We start from the raw sequence: 20,318 nt of genomic DNA, 5'->3' as shown, positions 1-20,318 counted from the left end.
GCCGCCTCGGTCAGCGACCGGTGGCGGGCCGGCGGGTGACGAACGCGTGCGTGACGTACGGCAACCGCACCGGTCCGCCTCCGGTCATCTCGCGGACCGCCGCCAGGATGCGATTCCGCTCGGCAACGGACGCGTCGATCAGGGTGCTACGGCTGGCGACCATCTCGAGTAGCTGACCGGTGGTCATCTCCCGTACCCAGTCGACGGTCAGGTGTTCGAGTGGACCGAACGGCGCCGGCACCACGGGTCCGGGTCCGTCGATCAACGTCTCGGCGGGTGAGTCGCCGATCAGTTCGGCGAGGGTGCGGGCGAAGCCGTCGCGGAGGTCACGGATGTTCCACAGCAGCACCAGCGGACCGGATGCGCGCAGCACCCGCGCCGCCTCGGCGGCGGCACGCGGCGGATCCACCCAGTGCCACGCCTGACCGAACACGACGGCGTCGACGCTCGCGTCCGGCAACGGCAGCGACTCGCCTGTTCCGACTCGGGTCCGCACCTCGGGAGAGGCCGCGGACAGCCGTTCGAGCATGCGTGCGTCCGGGTCCACCGCCACGACGTCGCGCCCGGTCCGCCGCACCACCCGAGTCAGCTTCCCGGTACCGGCCCCCACATCGGCCACGAGGCTCGGTGCCGGCGGGAGGACCTCGTCCACGAAGTCCTGCGGGTAGTCCGGGCGCCCCGTCTCGTAGGCGGTGGCCGCCTCGCCGAACGATCGGCCGGCCCCGTCCGCATGCTCACGTGTCACGGCCCCGTCCTCACTCGTCGCCCGCCCCGGTCCGCGCACCGGCACGATGTCACATTGCCTCGCCCGCATCGTCGCCCTTCCCGGGACGATGTCACAGGGTTTCGCTCAGATCGACACCCTGTGACATCGTGCCGACGGCAGGCGGACATCGTGCCGACGGCAGGGAACGCGCGGTGAGGACAGGACGGGCGGCGCAAGTCAGGAGGCGAGCGGCGGGAAGGCGCCGTCGGGGCCCGGCAGATACGGCACGGCCCGGACGATCGCCGCGATCGGCAGCGGCCCGTACAGGTGGGGAAACAGCAGGGACTCCAGATCGGACGGTACGCCCGGTTCCCACCGCACGGGGGCGGCCAGACGGGCAGGATCGACGTGCAGTGCCAGCAGGTCCGTGCGGCCGGCGAACAGGCGTCCGGCCGGGAGGTGAACCTGCTGCGGAGTGGACAGATGCACGAATCCGTCCTCCTCGAACCGGGCCGGCACCAGATATTCACCCTCGCGTACCTGTTCCCACTCGGCCACGTCGCACAGATGCAGCAGGAATCCGGGCGGGGGTGCCGCGGAGGATGTCGTGCTGTCGCCGCCGGATGCCGTCACGACCGCGACCCTATCGCGCGCGGACTCACCCGCGCGGCGCGCCCGAACCCGCGTCCCGACTCACTTCAGCCGAGCGCGAACACGCTGGAGGGAATACCTGCTGGCCTGCCGTGTTCGACCTACGTGACAACGGCGACATACGGATCGGGGAACAAGGCGTGAATCCCAAACGTCTGACAGAGTAGATCCACCGCGCAACATCGACGCGGCGGACCAGCCCCAGGCGCGAGGCGTTGAGCCGAAATGCCAGGACGGAGGAGTCATGCCCGGAACACTGACCAGTCCCCAGTTGACGGCTGCCGATCGCTGCGATCGGTGCGGAGCCGGCGCTCGGGTACGTGCCGTGCTCCCGACCGGAGGAGAGCTTCTCTTCTGCGGCCACCACGCCAACGAGCACACCGACCGGTTGCGTGAGCTGAACGCCACGATCTCCGGTGAGAGCGCCCTCTGACCTGTCAGTCCGGGTGAGGCGCGAGATCCTTCGCGCAGTCACCTCCCCCACCGAATCCGAGACCGGCGAGTGCATCCTGCACTCGCCGGTCTCGTCTCTTCCGGGCCCACTTCTTCCGGGCCCATCTTCTTCCGGGCCGATCTCTTCCCGCCCCGCCCTCACCATTGCCGCAGCGTGGAGATCCGATCGGTGAGCTGTTCGACCGAGGCGATCGCCGTCGGAGGGCCGCCGCACACGCGGCGCAGCTCCCCGTGGATCACACCGTGCGGCTTCCCGGTCCGGTGATGGTGCATCGCCACCAGGGAGTTGAGTTCGCGGCGCAGTTGCGCGAGCTGACCGGCTGCGGCCACCCGGTCGGCGACCTCCGGTGGCGCCTGCCGGACCTGCGCCTGCTCCTCCTTGGCCTTGCGCTCGAGCTGATCGGACTGACGCTGCCGCAACAGTGCGCGCATCTGCTCGGCGTCGAGGAGACCGGGAAGACCGAGATAGTCCGCCTCCTCCGCAGTCCCCGAGAAGGTGGCCGTCCCGAAGGACGAACCGTCGTAGATCACCTGGTCGAGCTCGGCGTCGGCACCGAGCGAGGTGAACGCCTTCTCCTCCTCCCCCGGCTCGTCCTTCTGGCGGTTCGCGTCGGCCAGTAGGTCGTCGTCGAGCCCGTCCTTCTCACGATGGGGCTTGCCCAGGACGTGGTCCCGTTGCGCCTCGAGCTGGCTCGCGAGGTCCAGCAGCACCGGCACCGAAGGCAGGAACACGCTCGCGGTCTCGCCCTTGCTCCGCGACCGCACGAAACGACCGATCGCCTGTGCGAAATACAGCGGAGTGGACGCGCTGGTGGCGTACACGCCGACGGCCAGACGCGGCACGTCGACGCCCTCGGACACCATCCGGACCGCGACCATCCACTTCTGGTTGCTCGCCGCGAACTCGGCGATGCGCCGGGAGGCGGTCGGATCGTCGGACAGAACGACCGTCGGCTCCTCGCCGGTGATCGAGGTCAGCAGCTTCGCGTAGTCGCGGGCGACGGTCTGATCGGTCGCGATGACCAGGCCGCCCGCGTCCGGCATCCCGCCCGCGCGCAACTGGCCGAGACGCACGTCCGCGGCGTGCAGGACGGCCGGTATCCATTCTCCGGCGGGATCGAGAGCAGTGCGCCAGGCGCGTGCGGTCTGCTCGGCACTGAGCGGCTCACCGAGCCGAGCGGTGAACTCGTCGCCTGCGCTGTTGCGCCACCTGGCCTCGCCGGAGTAGGCGAGAAAGACGACCGGACGGACGACGCCGTCGGCGAGGGCGTCGGAGTACCCATAGGCGTGGTCGGCCTTCGACCGCATCAGGCCCTCGTTGTCCGGCTCGTACGTGACGAACGGGATCGGGCTGTCGTCACTGCGGAACGGCGTTCCGGTCAGCGCGAGCCTGCGGGTGGCCCCGTCGAACGCCTCGCGGATGCCTTCGCCCCAGCTCTTGGCGTCTCCCCCGTGATGGATCTCGTCCAGGATCACGAGTGTGCGGCGAGCCTCGGTACGGACTCGATGCTTGAACGGGTGCGAGGCGATCTGCGCGTAGGTGACGACGACGCCCTGGTAGTCGCTCGACGTCTGCCCCGTCGAGTTCGAGAACCGGGAGTCGAGGGCGATCCCCACCCGCGCCGCGGACTCCGCCCACTGGTGTTTGAGGTGCTCCGTCGGAGCCACGACGGTGATCTGGTCCACCGTACGATCACCGAGCAACTCCGCGGCCACCCGCAGCGCGAAGGTGGTCTTACCGGCGCCGGGCGTCGCGACGGCGAGGAAGTCCCGCGGCCCGACCGTGAGATATTTCGTGAGTGCCCGCCGCTGCCAGGCGCGCAGCGCCGCCGCCGGTCGGGCCGGCCCGGTGTCGGACGACGGCTGCGACGGAATCGTCTCGGAACTCACCGGGCAGCACTCCCCACGACCACACGCACCGTTTCCTCGCACTCCTCACAGACCGTCGAACAACCCCGAAAGCCTAACGCCACATTCCGACACAACGTCGCGACAGTAGGCATCCGAGCGTTTTGTGAGGAATCCTGGAAGACATCATGAGCGAATCGTCAGCACCCGCCGGCCGGGACCCTTCGGCTCCCGGCGGAGGTTGGCATCCGTTACGGCGAACCTGGCAGGTGATCGCCCGCACCGCCACGAAGGCGTGGGACGACTCGATCTTCGGAAAAGCGGCGACCGCCGCCTTCTGGCAGACCCTGTCCCTTCCTCCGCTGTTGCTCGGACTCCTCGGAATGCTCGGCTACGTGGGCGGATGGTTCGGCCCGGACACCGTGACGATCATCCGGCAGAAGATCATCACCTTCAGCGGAACCGTGTTCAGCGACAGCGTGGTGGAGCAACTCATCGAACCGACCGTCGGCGACGTACTCGCCCGCGGGCGGCTCGAGATCGTGTCCCTGGGTTTCCTGCTCTCCCTGTGGGCGGGTTCGTCGGCGATCTCCACGTTCGTGGACTCGATCGTGGAGGCGCACGGACAGCAGGATGCGCGTCACCCCGTGTGGCAGCGGTTCTTCGCGCTGCTGCTGTATGTGATCTTCCTCATCCTCGCCGTGTTCACCCTGCCGCTGGTCGCCCTCGGTCCGACTCTGCTCGGGCGGGTACTCCCCGAATCCTGGCGCTCGGTGGGCAGTGAGATCGTGGACACGTTCTACTACCCGGCGGTCGGGCTGCTGCTCATCGTCGGACTGACCACCCTGTACAAGGTCGCCCTGCACAAGTCGCTGCCGTGGCACCGGCTTCTCGGGGGCGCACTCGTCGCGGGCGGGTTCTTCCTCGCCGCGAGCAGTGGTCTCCGCTGGTACCTGTCGTGGGTCACCGGCACCGGATACACCTACGGAGCACTCGCGGCCCCGATCGCCTTCCTGCTGTTCACGTTCTTCCTCGGCTTCGCCGTCGTGCTCGGTGCCGAGTTCAACGCGACCATCCAGGAGTTCTGGCCCGCGCGGGCCACCCGCATCGAGCAGATGCGCGAGTGGCTGGCGGCACAGGCGGCGGCGGAGGGCGTGGAGAGCGTGCGCCCGGTGACGACGCTGACCTGGCGCCTGGCCACCGGACCGATCCGGCAGGTCACCGACACGGCAGGCGGTCGCAGCGAGTCGGCGGAGCCGCCACCCGGGCAGGACGGCGCGCCCGAGCGCCCCGACGAGCCCGGAGCGGACGGCGACGCCGGGCGCGTTCAGTCGCCCTTGCGGAGACCCTCGTAGATCTTCTTGCAGTCCGGGCACACCGGCGATCCCGGCTTCGCGGACTTCGTCACGGGAAAGACCTCGCCGCAGAGGGCGACCACATGGGTACCCATGACCGCGCTCTCGGCGATCTTGTTCTTCTTCACGTAGTGGAAGAACTTCGGCGCGTCGTCGTCGGTCGACGGATCGTCGGTGACCTCGGGGCGTTCCTTGATCTGAGTGCTCACCCCTCCATGATGCCCCAATCGCCGCGCCGATTCCCCCCGAGGTGCGGCGCGGATTCCGTACGCCGCGCAGCGCCGCGCTCGGCATCGCCTCGAGCCCCGATGGTGCAATCGCCCCGCGGGAGTGGAACAGTAGGGGGCATGGCACGAAGCGGCGTCTCCGGCGAATCGGGTTCGTCCGGCAACCCCGTCCTCATCACCGAGGCTGCCGAGTCGTTCGAGGAACAGCATCGCAAGCGGGTCCGGAAGTACATGATCCTCATGTCGTTCCGCATTCCCGCGCTGGTGCTGGCTGCGCTCGCGTACGGGGCATGGAGCAATCCGTGGATCTCGATGGCGATCGTCGGCGCGTCCATCCCGCTACCGTGGATCGCGGTCCTCATCGCCAACGACCGCCCGCCGCGCCGCAAGGACGAACCGAGCCGGTACGACCCACCGTCCGGCCCCGCCCTCGAGTCCGGGCACCGCCGCACCATCGAGGGCTGACTCCACAGCCGAGGTCGACGTGGCCTGCAAGGATGTCCTGGTGACTCGCCGACTCGTCTCGATCGCCCCCGCCCTGCGCCGAGCGCTGGTGCGCAACCGGTTCGACACCGACACCCTCCTCGACGCGCTCGGTCCCGAGGTACACGCGGCCCTCGGCAGGAACGAGCCGGTTCCGGTACGGCTCGCCTCCCGGTCCCACGGAGACCTGGGCGTCCTGATCCGCCTGTTCCTCCTCGCCGACGACGTCCCCCGCGCGGACGCCGTCAGGGCGCTGGCACCCCTCGAGGTGACCGACGCGACCGACGCGGGCCTGCTCGAGCCCGGCGCGGACGGTGCCGTGCGTGCGGCGCTCGATCTGCGCCCGGTGGACCTCGGCCACGGCACCCGATGGATCTTCTCCGACCTCGACGGGGCACTGCGGCCCCACACGACGACGAAGGACCACGTGCTCGGCGTGGGGCACGCGTCGCTGTCGCTGTTGCGGGCCACCCCGACCACCCGCACCACCTCACTCCTCGACCTCGGCACCGGTTCGGGCATCCAGGCGCTGCACGGCGCCGACTGTGCCGACACGGTCACCGGGACCGACCTCAACGAGCGCGCGATCGACCTGGCCCGGGCGACCGCGGCGGTCAACCAGGTCGAGATCGAGCTACTCACCGGTTCGTGGTTCGACCCGGTCGACGGGCGCACGTTCGCACGGATCGTCGCCAACCCGCCGTTTGTCGTCGGAGACCCTCGGGTCCGCCACACCTACCGTGACTCCGGCCTCGACCTCGACGGCGCGAGCGAACTCGTCGTGCGGCAGGCCCTCGACCACCTCGCACCGGGCGGCACCGCGGTCCTGCTCGCCTCGTGGGTACACGTCGCCGGTGAGGACTGGCGAGCCCGGATCGCCTCCTGGCTGCCCGCGCACGGCGTCGACGCCTGGGTGGTCCAGCGCGACGTCGCGGATCCGGCGTTGTACGTCGGAACGTGGATGCGCGACGGCGGGCTGGACCCCCGTGATCCGCAGTCCGCCGAACGAGCGACCGACTGGCTGACCCATCTGGCGGACTCGAACGTGGAGGGTGTCGGTTTCGGGTTCGTGTACCTGAGGCGCACGGACGCCGCCACCGACCTGCTCGCGGAGGATCTCACCCACGGGTTCGACGACCCACTCGGCGACGAGGCACTGGCCTACTTCGAGCGGCTGGCGTGGCTGCGCGAGCACGACGTCCTCTCCTGCCGGTTCGGTGTCGACCCGCACACCGCGCTCGAGCGGGTGTACCTGCCCGGCGCCGAAGGCTGGGACCAGAAGGCTGTTCGCGTGCATCGCGGCAACGGTCCCCGATGGCAGCACGACATCGACGATCTCGTCGCCGCCCTCCTCGCGGGAATGAGTGGCCCGTCGATGGTGTTGGAGGAACTGATCGAACTGCTGGCGCTCGCCCACGGCGAAGACGTGACGGAGCTCACGGAGTCTGCGGTTCCTCTGGTTCATTCGCTCGTGCGGCACGGACTCGTGTTGCCGGCCTGATCCGGACGAGCCCCGTTCCCGATTCGGGGAGCAGGGATGTGTTCTCAGCAACTTCTCAGGACGAACAGTGGAAACTCGCTGGTCAGAGAAGGTTCGGACGGATCGCCGCGGGAACTTTCCTGCCGCCTCGGTGCGTTGATCCCTATGAGACACCACCGATGAGGAGGCAAGTCATGACAAGCCCCAGCACTCGTATCCGCCCCAGCGCCGCCGATCTCGACGCGCAGAGCCCAGCAGCAGACCTGGTCCGGGTCTACCTGAACGGAATCGGTCGCACCGCGCTGCTGTCTGCCGAGGAAGAGGTCGAGCTGTCCAAGCGGATCGAGGCCGGGCTGTACGCCGCGCACGTCCTCGCCACGGGCAAGCGGCTCACCGCCGCGAAGAAGCGTGACCTGGCGACCATCGTCCGCGACGGTGAGGCGGCACGTGCCCACCTGCTCGAGGCGAACCTGCGCCTCGTCGTGTCCCTGGCCAAGCGCTACACGGGCCGCGGCATGCCCCTGCTCGACCTCATCCAGGAAGGCAACCTGGGCCTGATCCGCGCGATGGAGAAGTTCGACTACGCGAAGGGCTTCAAGTTCTCGACCTACGCGACCTGGTGGATCCGGCAGGCCATCACCCGCGGAATGGCGGACCAGAGCCGCACCATCCGGCTTCCCGTCCACCTGGTCGAACAGGTCAACAAGCTGGCCAGGATCAAGCGGGAGCTGCATCAGCAGCTCGGCCGTGAGGCCACCGACGACGAGTTGTCGGCGGAGTCCGGAATCCCGGCGGCGAAGATCGCCGATCTCCTCGACCACAGCCGCGATCCGGTGAGCCTGGACATGCCGGTCGGCAGCGACGAAGAGGCGCCGTTGGGCGACTTCATCGAGGATTCCGAGGCGACGTCGGCCGAGAGCGCCGTCATCGCCGGCCTGCTGCACACCGACGTGCGTACCGTCCTCGCCACCCTCGACGAGCGCGAGCAGCAGGTGATCCGGCTCCGCTACGGCCTCGACGACGGCCAGCCGCGGACTCTCGACCAGATCGGCAAGCTGTTCGGTCTCTCCCGTGAGCGGGTCCGTCAGATCGAACGCGAAGTGATGGGAAAGCTGCGCGAAGGCGATCGCGCCGAGCGCCTGCGCTCGTACGCGAGCTAGTGCGCCTGCGCTCGTACGCGAGCTGATCGCACCGACCTCGCACCGGTGATCGGCTCGTCACACAGCCTGCCGGTGCGTGCCGAGAGCCGTCCGTCCCCCGCCACCCCCTCAGGTGGAGGACGGACGGCTTTCGTATGTGCGGCGCAGCCGACTGTCGATTCGTACACCCGTCCGGGGTACCGGAAGGGCTTCCCGACGTGAACCCTCACCGCAGTCGGCGTGGCCCGAGGTCGACGACACTCGGCTCCGGTCCGATCCGCACCCGTGAGTCGGTGACGTAGGCCCCCGACGGGGACGCCAGCACCGGCTCGCACGCGAGTTCGCGTACCTCCGGGATGTCGTCGGCGAGGGTCGAGATCCGCAGCGCCAGATCGACCAGCGCCCGCTTGTCGGCGGGGATCGCATTCCGGTACCCGGACAGCAGGGGCGCCGCCTTCGGTGCATCGACCAGCTCGGACGCACCGTCCTCGGTGAGCGGGAGGACCCGGTAGGCGCGGTCACCGAGCAGATCCGAGATGACCCCCGCGAGCCCGAACGAGATCAGGGAGCCGAACGACGGGTCGTCCTGCACGCCGATCACACAGGCGATCCCCTTCGGTGCCATCTGCTGGACCTGGACCAGGGGCTCGCCGGTGGCCGCGGCCAGGTCCCGGTACGCCCGGCGCACCGTCTCCTCGTCCGAGATGTCGAGCCGGACGCCGCCGAGATCGGGGCGATGCCGCCAGTCCCGGCCCACCGCCTTCACGGCGACCGGGTAACCCACTCGGCCCGCTGCCTCCGCCGCCTCGTCCGCGGACGTGACGGTCTGGAACACAGTGACGTGGACGCCGTAGCACGCGAGCAGTTCGGCGCACTCGGCGTCGCTGAGCCAACGCCCCGGGGACGCATCGAGCCAGTGCTCGACGAGTGCCTTCGCCCGTTCGGGATCGATCCCCTCGGGCCGCACCACGTGCGAGGCGGGCCTCCGCCGCCAGGCGGCGTAGCGCCAGGCCCGCGCGAGCGCGAGCGCGGCACGCTCCGGCCCGGGATACGAGGGCACCGAACCGCGGACCGCGCGGCCGGCGGCGTCGCGGACCGCGAGTACCTCGGGGATACCCTCCGCCGCCAGGAATGTGGTGACCACCGGCTTCTCGGCGCCCCGCACCGATTCCTTGAGAGCCTGTGCGAACGGTTCGACCGGCACCGGGACGGGCGGGACGTACACCGCGATGACCGAGTCCACGTCGGCGGAATCGAGGGCGTCCCGCACACCCGCGGCGAACTCCTCGGGGGTGGCCCGGGCACCGAGATCGGTGGTACGCGAGACCTGGAGGCCTTCACTGCGCGCCGCGTCCGCGGCGAGGACCCCGAGCGCGGTGGAGTTGCCCACGACCGCCAGGCGCGGCCCGGCCGGGAGGGGCTGGTACCCGAACAGCAGCGCCGAGTCGAACAGCTGGGAGATCGAGCCGACCTGGACCACACCGGCCTGTTCGAACAGAGCCCGCACGATCGAGTCGTCGATCTCCACTCCCGTGGCCGCCAACGCGGGCGGCACCGCGTGCCGCCCGCTCTTGACCGCCACGATGGGCTTGTTCCGCGCCACCCGGCGCGCGATGCGCGAGAACTTGCGGGGGTTGCCGAAACTCTCGAGGTAGAGCAACACGACCTCGGTGGACTCGTCGGTGTCCCAGTACTGCAGCAGGTCGTTTCCGGACACGTCGGCACGGTTGCCCGCGGACACGAACGCGGACAATCCGATTCCGGTGCGCGCCGCCTCGTCGAGGATGGCGATGCCGAGGGCACCGGACTGGCAGAAGAAGCCGACGTTGCCGGACTTCGGCAACACCGGGGCGAGGGTGGCGTTGAGCGAGACCGACGGATCGTTGTTGGCCACGCCCAGGGCGTTCGGTCCGATCAGACGCATGCCGTGCTCGCGAGCGGCGTGCACCAGCATCCGCTCGGAATGTCGCCCCTGCGGACCGGTTTCGCTGAAACCCGAGGACACGACGACGAGACCCTTGACCCCTTTGGTGAGGCAGTCGTCGAGAACGGCGTCGATCGCCTCGGCCGGTACAGCCACCACCGCGAGGTCGACGTCGTCGGGAATGTCGCGCACGGAGGGATATGCGCGCACCCCGCGGACCGAGCGATGCTCGGCGTTGACCGGGTACACCGGGCCGGTGAACCCGCCACGCAGCAGGTTGGTCAGCACCGCGTTGCCGACCTTCGACGGATCCGACGACGCCCCGATCACGGCCACCGAACGAGGATTGAGCACGTTGCGCACGCTGCGCGCCTCGGCGGCGCGCTCGCGAGAGTTGCGGACCGAGACCAGCGCCTCGGTGGGGTCGATCGCGAACTCCAGCCGCAGCACACCGCCTTCGAAGCTCCGACTGACCTGATACCCGGCCTCGCGGAACACGGTGACCATGTTCCGGTTCTCGGCGAGGACCTCGGCGACGAACTTGGTGAGGCCGTTCTCCGCCGCGGCTGCGGCCAGGTGCTCGAGCAGGATCGGGCCGAGGCCACGTCCCTGGTGATTGTCCGCGACGACGAAGGCGACCTCGGCCGACTTGCCGTCACCGACGTTCGTCAGGCGCTCGTACCGCCCCACCGCGATGATCACTCCGCCCAGGACCATCACGAACGCGACCCGGTCGTGGTGGTCGACGGTGGTGAAGTGCACGACGTCCTTGCGGGACATCACCGGATAGGGACCGAAGTAGCGCAGGTACCGGGTTCGCTCGGACAACTTGCCGTGGAACTCGGTCAACCGGTCCGCGTCCTCCGGAACGATCGGACGCAGCGACACCGCTCCGCCGTCCGCTGCGAGTACGTCCGCGACCCAGTGTCTGGGAAACACGTGCGCGCGTTCGAGCGCGCGAGAACGGTCGTCGTCGGGACGCTCAGTCACGGGGATCCTCCGGATCGAGGCCGAGCAGCGGGAAACACGCTCGACGGGTGGCGATGATGGCGGCATCGACGCGGGTCAGTGCCCGGTCCATCGACGATATCCCGGTCTCCGGGGTCCCTCCGGGACCGTCCCAGGCGAGATAGTCCACGTCGCCCCCGTCGCTCATCGACGTCGGCAACTCGACGCCGGGCGCGAACCCCGCCGCCTGTTCGAGCCACGAATCCGGCAGTGCCCGGGCCGGATCGACATCGCGGTCGAGCGCGGCCGCGATGAGGTGGGTCCACGCCCGGGGTACCACTCGCACGAGGCCGTAGCCGCCTCCACCGACGGCGAGCCAGCGCCCCTCGGCGTACCGATCGGCGAGATCACGCATCGCCACGAACGCGGCGCGCTGTCCGTCGACGGTCAGGGCCAGGTCCGCGAGAGGATCCTCGCGGTGGTTGTCGACGCCGCACTGACTGATCACGATCTGTGGCCGGAACGCGGCCAGTGCCGCGGGTACGACGGCGTGGAAGGCCCTCAGCCACACCGCATCGCCCGTGCCGGGAAGCACCGGGAGATTGATCGAGGTGCCCTCGGCGGCCCCGTCCCCCACCTCGCTCGCCCACCCGGTGTTCGGCCACAGCGTCGCCGGATGCTGGTGCACGGACACGGTGAGCACGCGCGGATCGGAGAGGAAGGCGTGCTGGACGCCGTCGCCGTGATGGGCATCGACGTCCAGATAGGCGATGCGGTCGAATCCGTGGTCGAGAAGCCAGGAGATCGCCACGGCCGCGTCGTTGTAGACGCAGAACCCCGATGCCCAGCCGGGCATGGCGTGGTGCATGCCGCCGCCGATGCTCACCGCGCGCCGGGTGCGTCCCTCCGCGATCTCGCGGGCCGCGGCCAGGGACCCGCCGGCGAGGATCGCACTGGCCTCGTGCATGTCGGGGAACACCGGGTTGTCCTCGGTGCCGAGACCGTGCGGCACGTCCACCTCGGTCACTCCCACCGCGTCCGAGTGTCCCGCGCGCTTGACGGCCTCGATGTAGTCCGCGGTGTGGATCCGGAGCAACTCCGTGTCACTGGCGGCCGCCGGACGGACGGGTTCGACTCCGTCCAGGACGCCGAGACCGCGCGCGAGGTCCATCGTCAGCGCCAGCCGCTGTGGATTCATCGGGTGATCCGCGCTCCAGCGGTACCCCAGGTAGTCCTGACTCCAGACCACCGCGTGGCCGCCGTCGGGGGCTGCCGATCGATGAGGGGAATTGGGCGACGCCGTCATGATTCTGCACGCTACTGCCGTGCGGCCGACGACGTCACACCGATACCGGAATCGGCATGCACACGCCGGTCCCCCGGCGTGGCGTGGGCTGACACACCGTTCCCGGCGATCGACCCGGTAGAATCGGACGGGACGAAGGGGTGTGAGAGTGAAGGATCTGGTCGACACCACGGAGATGTATCTCCGGACGATCTACGATTTGGAAGAAGAGGGCGTCGTCCCACTTCGCGCGCGCATTGCCGAACGACTCGAACAGAGTGGCCCGACGGTCAGCCAGACCGTGGCCCGGATGGAACGGGACGGGCTGCTCACCGTGGCCGGAGACCGGCACCTGGAACTGACCGACAAGGGCCGCACACTGGCGGTCTCGGTCATGCGCAAGCACCGCCTCGCGGAACGTCTGCTGGTGGACGTCATCGGGCTCAAGTGGGAAGACGTGCACGCGGAGGCCTGCCGTTGGGAGCATGTGATGAGCGAGGAGGTCGAGCGCCGTCTGGTCGAGGTCCTCGACAATCCGACGACGTCCCCGTACGGCAACCCGATCCCGGGTCTGGCCGAGTTGGGCCTCGAAAGGCCTGTCGCCACGGACGAGAAGCTGATCCGGCTCACGGATCTGCCTCAGGGCGAGCCGACGGCGGTCGTCGTGCGGCGTCTCGCCGAGCACGTGCAGTCCGATCCGGAGGTGATCGGTCGGCTACGCGAGGCGGGCGTCGTTCCGGATGCCCGGGTCGTGGTGGAGAACAAGTCCGGAGCGGTGACGATCACCGTGCCTGGTCACGAGACCTTCGAACTGTCCGACGAGATGGCACACGCGGTTCAGGTCAAGCAGGTCCAGGCTTGATGCGATGAGGTTGCTCGTCACCGGCGGCGCCGGTTACGTCGGAAGCGTGTGTGCCACTCTCCTGCTCGAGCGCGGGCACGAGGTGGTCGTCGTCGACGATCTGTCCACCGGCAATGCCGACGCGGTACCCGCGGGCGCGGAGTTCGTCCGAGGCGATGTCGCGGCACTGGCTGCGGACGTCCTCGGAACCGACCCCCGTGCACCGCGATTCGACGGTGTCCTCCATTTCGCTGCGCAATCGCTGGTCGGTGAGTCGGTGGAGGTACCCGAGAAGTACTGGCAGGGAAACGTGGTGACGACCCTGACGCTGCTCGAGGCGATGCGTGCGTCGGGGACGTCCCGGCTGGTGTTCTCGTCCACCGCGGCCACGTACGGGGAACCGGACCACTCGCCCATCACCGAGGCCGACCCCACCCGGCCCACCAACCCGTACGGGGCTACGAAACTCGCGATCGACCACGCCATCTCGTCCTACGCGGTCGCACACGGGTTGGCCGCCACCAGCCTGCGCTACTTCAACGTGGCGGGTGCCTACCGGGGCGCGGGCGAGAATCGGGTCGTCGAAACCCACCTGATTCCGCTGGTCCTCCAGGTCGCTCTGGGCCAGCGCGACAAGATCTCGATCTTCGGAACGGACTGGCCGACCCCGGACGGCACCGCCATCCGGGACTACATCCACGTTCTGGATCTGGCGGAGGCGCACCTGCTCGCGGTGAATGCCTCCACGCCCGGCCGTCACGACATCTACAACCTGGGAAGCGGGTCCGGGTTCAGTGTCCGCGAGGTGATCTCGGCGTGCGAGCGGGTCACCGGGCTGCCGATCACCGCGGAGGACGCACCGCGCCGCGCCGGTGACCCGGCCGTGCTGGTCGCCTCGAGCGACCGGGCCATCGCGGAACTCGGCTGGAGCCCGGCACACACCGATCTCGACGAGATCGTCGCGGACGCCTGGCAGTTCCTGAAGGACCTGGGCGACCGGTCCCACGCGGCCCGGCGCTGACGCCGGCAGGTCCCGAGACAGCGCTCAGTCGCCCGACCGGGGCAGGCGCACTCCGATCCGCCCCGCGCACTCGTACCCGACGTCGGCCAGTTCCCGCACCCGCTCCGGCCGGAGGCCACTGCGGAGAGCGGTATCGAGCAGCCTGGCCAGGACATGGCCGGGATCGGCCGCCAGTGCGGCATCGAGCGCGACCCCGGCCAGTGGCCCGTCACCTCGGACGTACGCGGAGTAGGCCAGCAGTGTCGCCGCGCCCGCCCGGTCCGGGTCGGGCAGCGTCCGGGTCAACGAGACCCACAATCGTTCGGCGGCCGCAGCGAGATCGCCCACCGCGAACGCCAGGGCGGCGTCCCGCACCGGCGCGTGGGCAAGGGCCGACGCCGCAACCGCCGCGGCGTCGCGGTCGGGGACGGTGCCCCGCGCGCAGGCTCGTACGCGGTCGAGCAGCGCCTCGAGCAGATCTCGGTGAGCGGGCAGGTCCTCGGCGTCGATCGGCTCCGTCCGCGCACGCAGATCATCGATCGCCGCGCCGACCCGGGCCCGATCCGCCGCGGCGGCGGGCGTCAACACACCGACCAGTTCCTCGCGGGAGGCGAGGATGGCACGCCCGCCGAGCACCTGCGCCGCCGCGACGGACGACGACCGCGGGTCCGGCTGGCGGCCTCCCGCCCCGCCGGGCGCAAGGCTCGACCACGGGGCGTCGAACGCGACCTCGGCGGCGACGAACACGTCGGCGAGGACGATGCCGCGGCGGACGAGCTCCTCGTCGAAGCGCTCGACGACGGCGAGCACCTCGGATCGGATCCGCGGGTCCGCGGGCCCGCACAGATCCGCTCCGAATCGGTCGTCGACGAAGACGAGGATCATCCCGACGGCGGGTTCTCGTTGTGCCACCGAGACGAAGCGCTCGGTCGCGTCGGCCATGACGGCTCTGCCGGTGACGCCGAGTTCGAGGTCGTGCCTCATCACCGTGCCGATTCGCGACGGTCCGTGACCGCAGAGACTGATCGCGATCACGGACCGCGTGGGCCGGAAGCCCAGCATCGCCGGTAGGGCGGCGAGGAGATCTCCGGGATCGTCGACTCGGACAGGTGCGGCCGGGTGGTCCGTTGCCTCAGGGCTGTCCGGTGTCTCAGGGCTGTCTGGGCTCTCGGGGCGGCGGGATTCTGAAGTGGTCATGGGCCCACCGTCTCCCCCCGCCACGACGACACACCCGGAAAGGGGCTGTCCGGACACGTCGTTGGGGAACGGGAAAACCTGTGGACGACACCCCGCCGAACTGCTGCACGCGACGGCGGACGACCGCGGAGTTGTCAGGGTGCAGTGCTAGAGGCCGGCCGCGCCGATCGCCTCGACGAACACGTCGTCGAGCGCGGCCGTATCCGGTTGTCTGTCACCGAAGTACATCAACGTCGCCAACACTCGGATGTCCTCCGTCTGCGCGACGAGTGTGAGCATGGACTGCCGCACCGGTGTGCTTTCCCCACCGGACGTCACCGTCCGGCGGAGAGCGGCCGAATCCTCGGCGCTCACCGGCCGCGCCGGGGTGCTCCGCGTCTGCACCTCGGAGGTCGCACCCGACGAACTCACCGTGATGTCCTCGCATTCGCGATGTCGTTCGGTCCATTCCGGCAGCGATTCCCGAACCCGCGCCACCTCCACCGTGATGGTCGACCGACTCGTCTCGTCGGTGCCCACCGCCATCACGGTCCGGTCGGGGCCGTAGCCCTGCACATCCGGCATGCACTCGAGGGGATCCACCACCGCGCCCGGGGGGACGCCGGTCAGATCGGGGGCTGCCTGTGCGACGGCCGACGGTGGCAGCACGATCGCCGGGTACTGCGGAGGGAAGGCCGCCGGGTCGAGCAGCAGCCCCGACAGGTCGCCCCCGCGGGCCCCGTCGACCATCTCCTCCGAGGCCGTCGCCGTACCGACGATCGTCTGACCGCATCCCACGGCCGCGACCACGGACACCAGCGCGAGAGAGAGCCCGGCCAGGACGCGAACACGCAGTCGGGAACCGCGCAGTCGAGAACAGTTCACGTCGCTCCTCACCGAGATACCGGGCAGTCAGTTCCTCCGCCAGGGTGCCACAACCATTCGGCTGGACGGCGCAACCTGTCGGCGGGTGGCGGACTGCCCGCGGCCACGATCTCGCCCGTAGCGAACACGGGCCTCGGGCGGGAATCACGAGCGGTGTCGCCGACGTTGTCTCCGACAGGATCCGGCGGTGACGCCGGCCGCGCGGAGCCCGATTTCGTCCACGCGCACCAACTGGGCGAAACTGGGATTCGCAGACACGTGGAAAGGGTCATTCATGGACGAGCAGTCGAAGATGTACGAACTCGAGTTTCCCGGGCCCGAACTGTCGTCCGAGGACGGTCAGGGCCCCGTTCTGATCCACGGTCTCGAGGGATTCTCCGACGCCGGGCACGCGGTCCGCCTGGCGACCACCCACCTGCGCGAGAGCCTGGAATCGGAACTCGTCGCGTCCTTCGCCGTGGACGAGCTGGTCGATTACCGCTCGCGCCGACCCACCATGACGTTCAAGACCGACCACTTCTCGGCGTACGACGCCCCACAGCTGAACCTCTACGCACTGCGCGACACGGCGGGAACACCGTTTCTGCTGCTCGCGGGCGTGGAACCGGACCTGCGCTGGGAGCGATTCGTGACGGCGGTGCGCCTGCTCGCCGAACAGCTCGGCGTTCGGCGCACGGTAGGACTGAGCGCGATTCCCATGGCCATTCCGCACACCCGCCCGCTGGGTCTCACCGCGCACTCGACGAACAAGGACCTGGTGGCAGGGCATCACAGCTGGCCGGGCGAGATCCAGGTACCCGGGAGCGCCTCCGCCCTCATCGAGATGCGCATGGCACAGCACGGTCACGAAGCGGTGGGATTCTCCGTGCACGTCCCGCACTATCTCGCCCAGACCGACTATCCGGCGGCCGCGGAGACGCTGCTGGAGAACGTGGTCGAGGTGGCCGACCTGCAGCTTCCGCTGGTCGCTCTGGGTGAGGCGTCCGCACGGGTCCGTGAGCAGATCGACGAGCACGTCGCCGACAACGCCGAGATCGAGGGGGTGGTGCGAGCACTCGAACGCCAGTACGACGCGTTCGTCACCGCCCAGGAGCAGCAGTCCAGCCTCCTCGCCGGTGACGAGGAGCTCCCCAGCGGAGACGAACTGGGCGCTCGTTTCGAGCAGTTCCTCGCCGAACAGGCCGGTAACGACCCCGGACAGCCCGGTAACGGACAACCTGGTAACGACTGAGCCGCTCGACAGGACGAACCGGACACCGGCGCGTAGGTTGAACCTGTGAACCATCCGCACCGCGGGTTCGGTTGGTTGAGAAAGTGAACCGTTGTCCAGTCTTCACGTTGTCCATCCGCACCGAGTGCAATAACCTCGGGCCACAGACAACCGATCGAGACGGCGGTTCACCCGGACCGACGACTCGGTGCAGGAGGCGAAGATGAGCAGACCTCGCGTTCGTCCACTCAGGCCGGTACCGGATGCCGAACCTCGGATGATGTTCCGCACGATCCACGGATACCGGCGGGCGTTCCGCATGGCGGGCGAGGGGCCGGCGCTGCTGCTTCTGCACGGAATCGGCGACAACTCGTCGACGTGGACGGAAATCATCCCCCACCTGGCGAAGAACTACACCGTGATCGCGCCGGACCTGCTCGGTCACGGTCGCTCCGACAAGCCTCGCGCCGACTACTCGGTGGCCGCGTACGCGAACGGGATGCGTGATCTGCTGTCCACCCTGGGCGTCGAGAACGTCACGGTGGTCGGCCACTCGCTCGGCGGCGGCGTCGCAATGCAGTTCGCGTACCAGTTTCCGCAGATGGTCGACCGCCTCATCCTCGTGTCCGCGGGTGGCGTCACGAAGGACGTCCACCCCCTGTTGAGGCTGGCGTCCGTACCGATCGCCAACGAGGCCCTCAAGCTTCTGCGAATCCCGGGTGCCATGCCGCTGGTGCAGTTGGTCGGCTCCGCGCTGTCCTCCCTGCACGGCACGTCGCTACGCCCCGGCGCCATCCTGCACGACACCCCGGATCTGGTCCGCGTCCTGTCCGCACTCCCCGACCCCACGGCGTACGAGGCCTATCTGCGCACCCTGCGGGCAGTCGTCGACTGGCGCGGCCAGGTGGTCACCATGCTCGACCGATGTTATCTGACCGAAAATCTCCCCGTTCAGCTCATCTGGGGCGACCAGGATTCGGTCATACCGGTCAGCCACGCCCATCTCGCCCACGCCGCGATGCCCGATTCACGACTCGACATCTTCCGTGGCGCCGGTCACTTCCCCTTCCGGGACGACCCGATGCACTTCCTCGAAGTGGTGGAGGACTTCCTCTCGTCCACCCGCCCGCTCGTGTACGACGAGGCCCGCTGGCGGCAGATGCTGATCTCCGGCGTCGGCGAGTCCGTGATCACCGGTAGCGCCGCCACCCGCATGGCCGTGCTCGACGCCATGGGTTCCGACGAACGCAGCGCCACCTGATTCCTCCCCGATACCCTCTCGACAGGCCGCGGCCCCTCCGATCGTCGATCGGAGGGGCCGCGGTCTACCGGGAGACGGGAGTCAGGAGTCGGAGCAGGGTCCCGAGTAGTCGATCTCGGTGCTCGCACGGAAGTCGTTGACGAGAGTGCGCACTCCGAGTTCGACCGCCGGATCCGGGACCGAGATCGTCGCCGACTGGCTGTCCAGACTCGGCTGCTCTCCGAGGGTCGCAGTCGGCAGGATTCCCTGGTAGTCGACCTCGAGTCCTTCCACTGCGTCCCTGAGCCCCGCACGGGTGAGCGTGCCCTCGTCGGCGGCCTTCTCGAGCAGCGCCTTGATCGGGTACGACAGCGTCCATCCGAACAGGTAGCCCTGGTTGGAGGGCAGGGTCCCGCCGGTCGATTCCTTGATCGCCGTGATCCCCTCGCTGTCGCCGTCCCAGCCCTGCCACGGCCCGATGTGGTTGTAGAGCGACGTCAACGCTCCCGCGGCCGGGGTGTTGAGCAGCGCCGGGTTGAAGCTGGGTACCGAGCCCATGAACCGGCCGGCATACCCGGCCTGTACCGAACCGGCGACGATCTCCGCCGCCTCCGCCGGAGTCACGGCGAGAAGGACGACGTCCGGCTGGAGCGAGACGATCTGTCCGATCGCCGCTGCCTGGTTTCCGGCGATCTGGTTGGGCGCGCTGTCGATCTGGGCCGACACCTCCACGTCGTTGGCCTCCGCCCAGAGCCGGGCCCCTTCGGCCGAGTCTCCGCCGTAGTCACCGGGGAATCCCACGGTGACGACGGTCTCCGGCTTCCCGTGTGTCTCCGCGAACCAGTCGAGGCCGATCACCGACTCGGTGCAGTAGGAGTATCCCGATTCCAGGATCAGCCCCAGATCGGTGTCAGGGAACTGGAAACCCGACCACCACGCACCGGGCACCGCGACCAGGTCGGAGGCGTCCATCTGATCGAGCACCGCCTCGGTGTTGATCGTGCCGAGACTCATCGCCAGAGCGAGGATGTTCGGCTCGATCTGTTGGTACGCGGCGGCATGGCGCTGCGGGTCGTAGGCGGTGTTGCGGGTGTTCGCGGTGACGTCGATGTCGTACCCGCCGATTCCACCGTTCTCGTTCACCGTGCGCCAGAACGCGATCTGGCCCTCGTTCATCGGCACCGCGAGCGCCGCGACCGGTCCGCCCTCGAGGTCCGACAGCACACCCAGGTAGATGCAGCCGTTGTCGGGGTTGACCGCGTCCGGACAGGGCTCCGACGTCACCCCCGTTCCGATGGTCTCCTCGTCGGACTCCTCGACGGTCGAACACGCCCCGGCGAAGACGACCGCGGCGATTGCGGGGACGGCCAGTGCTCGGCGTCCGACGCGTGATGGTGTGCGTTTCGACATCGTTCCTCCGTTGATTCTCGAAAGCGGTGGGTGGTTCCCGAAAGCGGTGGGTGGTTC

General features: G+C 69.2%; 18 protein-coding genes. 9 read left to right on the top strand and 9 right to left on the bottom strand.

The genetic code is table 11. The features are described from left to right. Window positions 1–10 precede the first annotated feature (10 nt). Entirely contained in the window at window positions 11–745 is a 735-nt protein-coding gene (locus tag G4H71_RS20025) for a class I SAM-dependent methyltransferase (RefSeq protein WP_072738739.1), read from the bottom strand. Window positions 746–943: 198 nt separating this feature from the next. After that, on the bottom strand, window positions 944–1,339 hold the full coding sequence (locus tag G4H71_RS20020; RefSeq protein ID WP_072738653.1) for a DUF952 domain-containing protein: 396 nt from the start codon (window positions 1,337–1,339) through the stop codon (window positions 944–946). Window positions 1,340–1,601: 262 nt separating this feature from the next. On the opposite strand from G4H71_RS20020, the gene G4H71_RS20015 reads away from it, so the two are divergent. After that, window positions 1,602–1,790 carry a DUF7455 domain-containing protein gene (locus G4H71_RS20015; protein WP_072738654.1) on the top strand — a complete coding sequence of 63 codons (189 nt, stop codon included), beginning with the start codon at window positions 1,602–1,604 and terminating at the stop codon, window positions 1,788–1,790. Between the two features lie 158 nt (window positions 1,791–1,948). Here G4H71_RS20015 and G4H71_RS20010 read toward each other — a convergent pair whose 3' ends face one another. Continuing rightward, complete coding sequence (locus G4H71_RS20010) at window positions 1,949–3,700, bottom strand: DEAD/DEAH box helicase (protein ID WP_072738655.1); 1,752 nt, start codon at window positions 3,698–3,700, stop codon at window positions 1,949–1,951. Window positions 3,701–3,846: 146 nt separating this feature from the next. Here G4H71_RS20010 and G4H71_RS20005 point away from each other — a divergent pair, with 146 nt between their 5' ends. Next, window positions 3,847–5,013 carry a YihY/virulence factor BrkB family protein gene (locus G4H71_RS20005; RefSeq protein WP_072738656.1) on the top strand — a complete coding sequence of 389 codons (1,167 nt, stop codon included), beginning with the start codon at window positions 3,847–3,849 and terminating at the stop codon, window positions 5,011–5,013. On the opposite strand, the gene G4H71_RS20000 is transcribed toward G4H71_RS20005, so the two are convergent. Continuing rightward, window positions 4,986–5,222 (bottom strand): DUF3039 domain-containing protein, encoded by a 237-nt coding sequence (locus G4H71_RS20000; protein WP_072738657.1) that lies wholly within the window; start codon window positions 5,220–5,222, stop codon window positions 4,986–4,988. The genes G4H71_RS20005 and G4H71_RS20000 overlap by 28 nt on opposite strands. 138 nt (window positions 5,223–5,360) lie before the next feature. Between G4H71_RS20000 and G4H71_RS19995 the strand changes: the two genes are divergently transcribed. The 3 genes from G4H71_RS19995 (at window position 5,361) to G4H71_RS19985 (ending at window position 8,363) form a co-directional block, all read left to right on the top strand. Next, window positions 5,361–5,705: a DUF3099 domain-containing protein gene (locus G4H71_RS19995; protein WP_072738658.1), complete on the top strand. Its 345-nt coding sequence runs from the start codon at window positions 5,361–5,363 to the stop codon at window positions 5,703–5,705. Between the two features lie 40 nt (window positions 5,706–5,745). Further along, window positions 5,746–7,224 carry a DUF7782 domain-containing protein gene (locus G4H71_RS19990; RefSeq protein WP_072738740.1) on the top strand — a complete coding sequence of 493 codons (1,479 nt, stop codon included), beginning with the start codon at window positions 5,746–5,748 and terminating at the stop codon, window positions 7,222–7,224. A 173-nt stretch (window positions 7,225–7,397) separates the two neighbouring features. After that, complete coding sequence (locus tag G4H71_RS19985) at window positions 7,398–8,363, top strand: sigma-70 family RNA polymerase sigma factor (RefSeq protein ID WP_072738659.1); 966 nt, start codon at window positions 7,398–7,400, stop codon at window positions 8,361–8,363. Between the two features lie 205 nt (window positions 8,364–8,568). Here the strand turns inward: G4H71_RS19985 and G4H71_RS19980 are convergent, their stop codons facing one another. After that, window positions 8,569–11,256: a bifunctional acetate--CoA ligase family protein/GNAT family N-acetyltransferase gene (locus G4H71_RS19980; protein WP_246442739.1), complete on the bottom strand. Its 2,688-nt coding sequence runs from the start codon at window positions 11,254–11,256 to the stop codon at window positions 8,569–8,571. After that, window positions 11,249–12,520 carry an acetoin utilization protein AcuC gene (locus G4H71_RS19975; RefSeq protein ID WP_072738660.1) on the bottom strand — a complete coding sequence of 424 codons (1,272 nt, stop codon included), beginning with the start codon at window positions 12,518–12,520 and terminating at the stop codon, window positions 11,249–11,251. Before G4H71_RS19975 ends, G4H71_RS19980 begins: the two co-directional genes overlap by 8 nt. 148 nt (window positions 12,521–12,668) lie before the next feature. On the opposite strand from G4H71_RS19975, the gene G4H71_RS19970 reads away from it, so the two are divergent. Both G4H71_RS19970 and galE read left to right on the top strand, forming a co-directional pair. Next, window positions 12,669–13,361, top strand: coding sequence for an iron-dependent transcriptional repressor DtxR (locus tag G4H71_RS19970; protein ID WP_072738661.1), 693 nt, complete (start codon window positions 12,669–12,671; stop codon window positions 13,359–13,361). 4 nt (window positions 13,362–13,365) lie between these two features. Continuing rightward, window positions 13,366–14,361, top strand: coding sequence for a UDP-glucose 4-epimerase GalE (galE, locus tag G4H71_RS19965; protein WP_072738662.1), 996 nt, complete (start codon window positions 13,366–13,368; stop codon window positions 14,359–14,361). Between the two features lie 24 nt (window positions 14,362–14,385). Here the strand turns inward: galE and G4H71_RS19960 are convergent, their stop codons facing one another. Together G4H71_RS19960 and G4H71_RS19955 are read right to left on the bottom strand one after the other, a co-directional pair. After that, entirely contained in the window at window positions 14,386–15,537 is a 1,152-nt protein-coding gene (locus tag G4H71_RS19960) for a DUF4192 domain-containing protein (RefSeq protein WP_072738663.1), read from the bottom strand. 147 nt (window positions 15,538–15,684) lie between these two features. Next, the gene (locus tag G4H71_RS19955) at window positions 15,685–16,401 is read right to left on the bottom strand and encodes a sensor domain-containing protein (protein WP_246442750.1); all 717 of its coding nucleotides are present in this window, start codon (window positions 16,399–16,401) and stop codon (window positions 15,685–15,687) included. Between the two features lie 274 nt (window positions 16,402–16,675). Here G4H71_RS19955 and G4H71_RS19950 point away from each other — a divergent pair, with 274 nt between their 5' ends. Next, on the top strand, window positions 16,676–17,632 hold the full coding sequence (locus tag G4H71_RS19950; protein WP_072738664.1) for a proteasome assembly chaperone family protein: 957 nt from the start codon (window positions 16,676–16,678) through the stop codon (window positions 17,630–17,632). Between the two features lie 202 nt (window positions 17,633–17,834). After that, window positions 17,835–18,872, top strand: a complete 1,038-nt coding sequence (locus G4H71_RS19945; protein WP_072738743.1) for an alpha/beta fold hydrolase — start codon at window positions 17,835–17,837, stop codon at window positions 18,870–18,872. An 81-nt stretch (window positions 18,873–18,953) separates the two neighbouring features. Here the strand turns inward: G4H71_RS19945 and G4H71_RS19940 are convergent, their stop codons facing one another. Next, window positions 18,954–20,261 (bottom strand): ABC transporter substrate-binding protein, encoded by a 1,308-nt coding sequence (locus G4H71_RS19940; protein ID WP_083343192.1) that lies wholly within the window; start codon window positions 20,259–20,261, stop codon window positions 18,954–18,956. Between the last annotated feature and the right edge of the window lie 57 nt (window positions 20,262–20,318).

Source organism: Rhodococcus triatomae, from assembly GCF_014217785.1.
GTDB lineage: Bacteria > Actinomycetota > Actinomycetes > Mycobacteriales > Mycobacteriaceae > Rhodococcus_F > Rhodococcus_F triatomae.
Note: the sequence above shows the minus strand (reverse complement) of the source record. Positions and strands in the feature narration are given on the sequence as shown.

Bases quoted from the DNA above. Each gene is read 5' to 3' on its own strand.
- G4H71_RS20015 (WP_072738654.1), top strand. From the start codon at position 1,602: ATGCCCGGAACACTGACCAGTCCCCAGTTGACGGCTGCCGATCGCTGC.
- G4H71_RS20005 (WP_072738656.1), top strand. From the start codon at position 3,847: ATGAGCGAATCGTCAGCACCCGCCGGCCGGGACCCTTCGGCTCCCGGC.
- G4H71_RS19995 (WP_072738658.1), top strand. From the start codon at position 5,361: ATGGCACGAAGCGGCGTCTCCGGCGAATCGGGTTCGTCCGGCAACCCC.
- G4H71_RS19985 (WP_072738659.1), top strand. From the start codon at position 7,398: ATGACAAGCCCCAGCACTCGTATCCGCCCCAGCGCCGCCGATCTCGAC.
- G4H71_RS19975 (WP_072738660.1), bottom strand. From the start codon at position 12,520: ATGACGGCGTCGCCCAATTCCCCTCATCGATCGGCAGCCCCCGACGGC.
- galE (WP_072738662.1), top strand. From the start codon at position 13,366: ATGAGGTTGCTCGTCACCGGCGGCGCCGGTTACGTCGGAAGCGTGTGT.
- G4H71_RS19960 (WP_072738663.1), bottom strand. From the start codon at position 15,537: ATGACCACTTCAGAATCCCGCCGCCCCGAGAGCCCAGACAGCCCTGAG.
- G4H71_RS19950 (WP_072738664.1), top strand. From the start codon at position 16,676: ATGGACGAGCAGTCGAAGATGTACGAACTCGAGTTTCCCGGGCCCGAA.
- G4H71_RS19945 (WP_072738743.1), top strand. From the start codon at position 17,835: ATGAGCAGACCTCGCGTTCGTCCACTCAGGCCGGTACCGGATGCCGAA.
- G4H71_RS19940 (WP_083343192.1), bottom strand. From the start codon at position 20,261: ATGTCGAAACGCACACCATCACGCGTCGGACGCCGAGCACTGGCCGTC.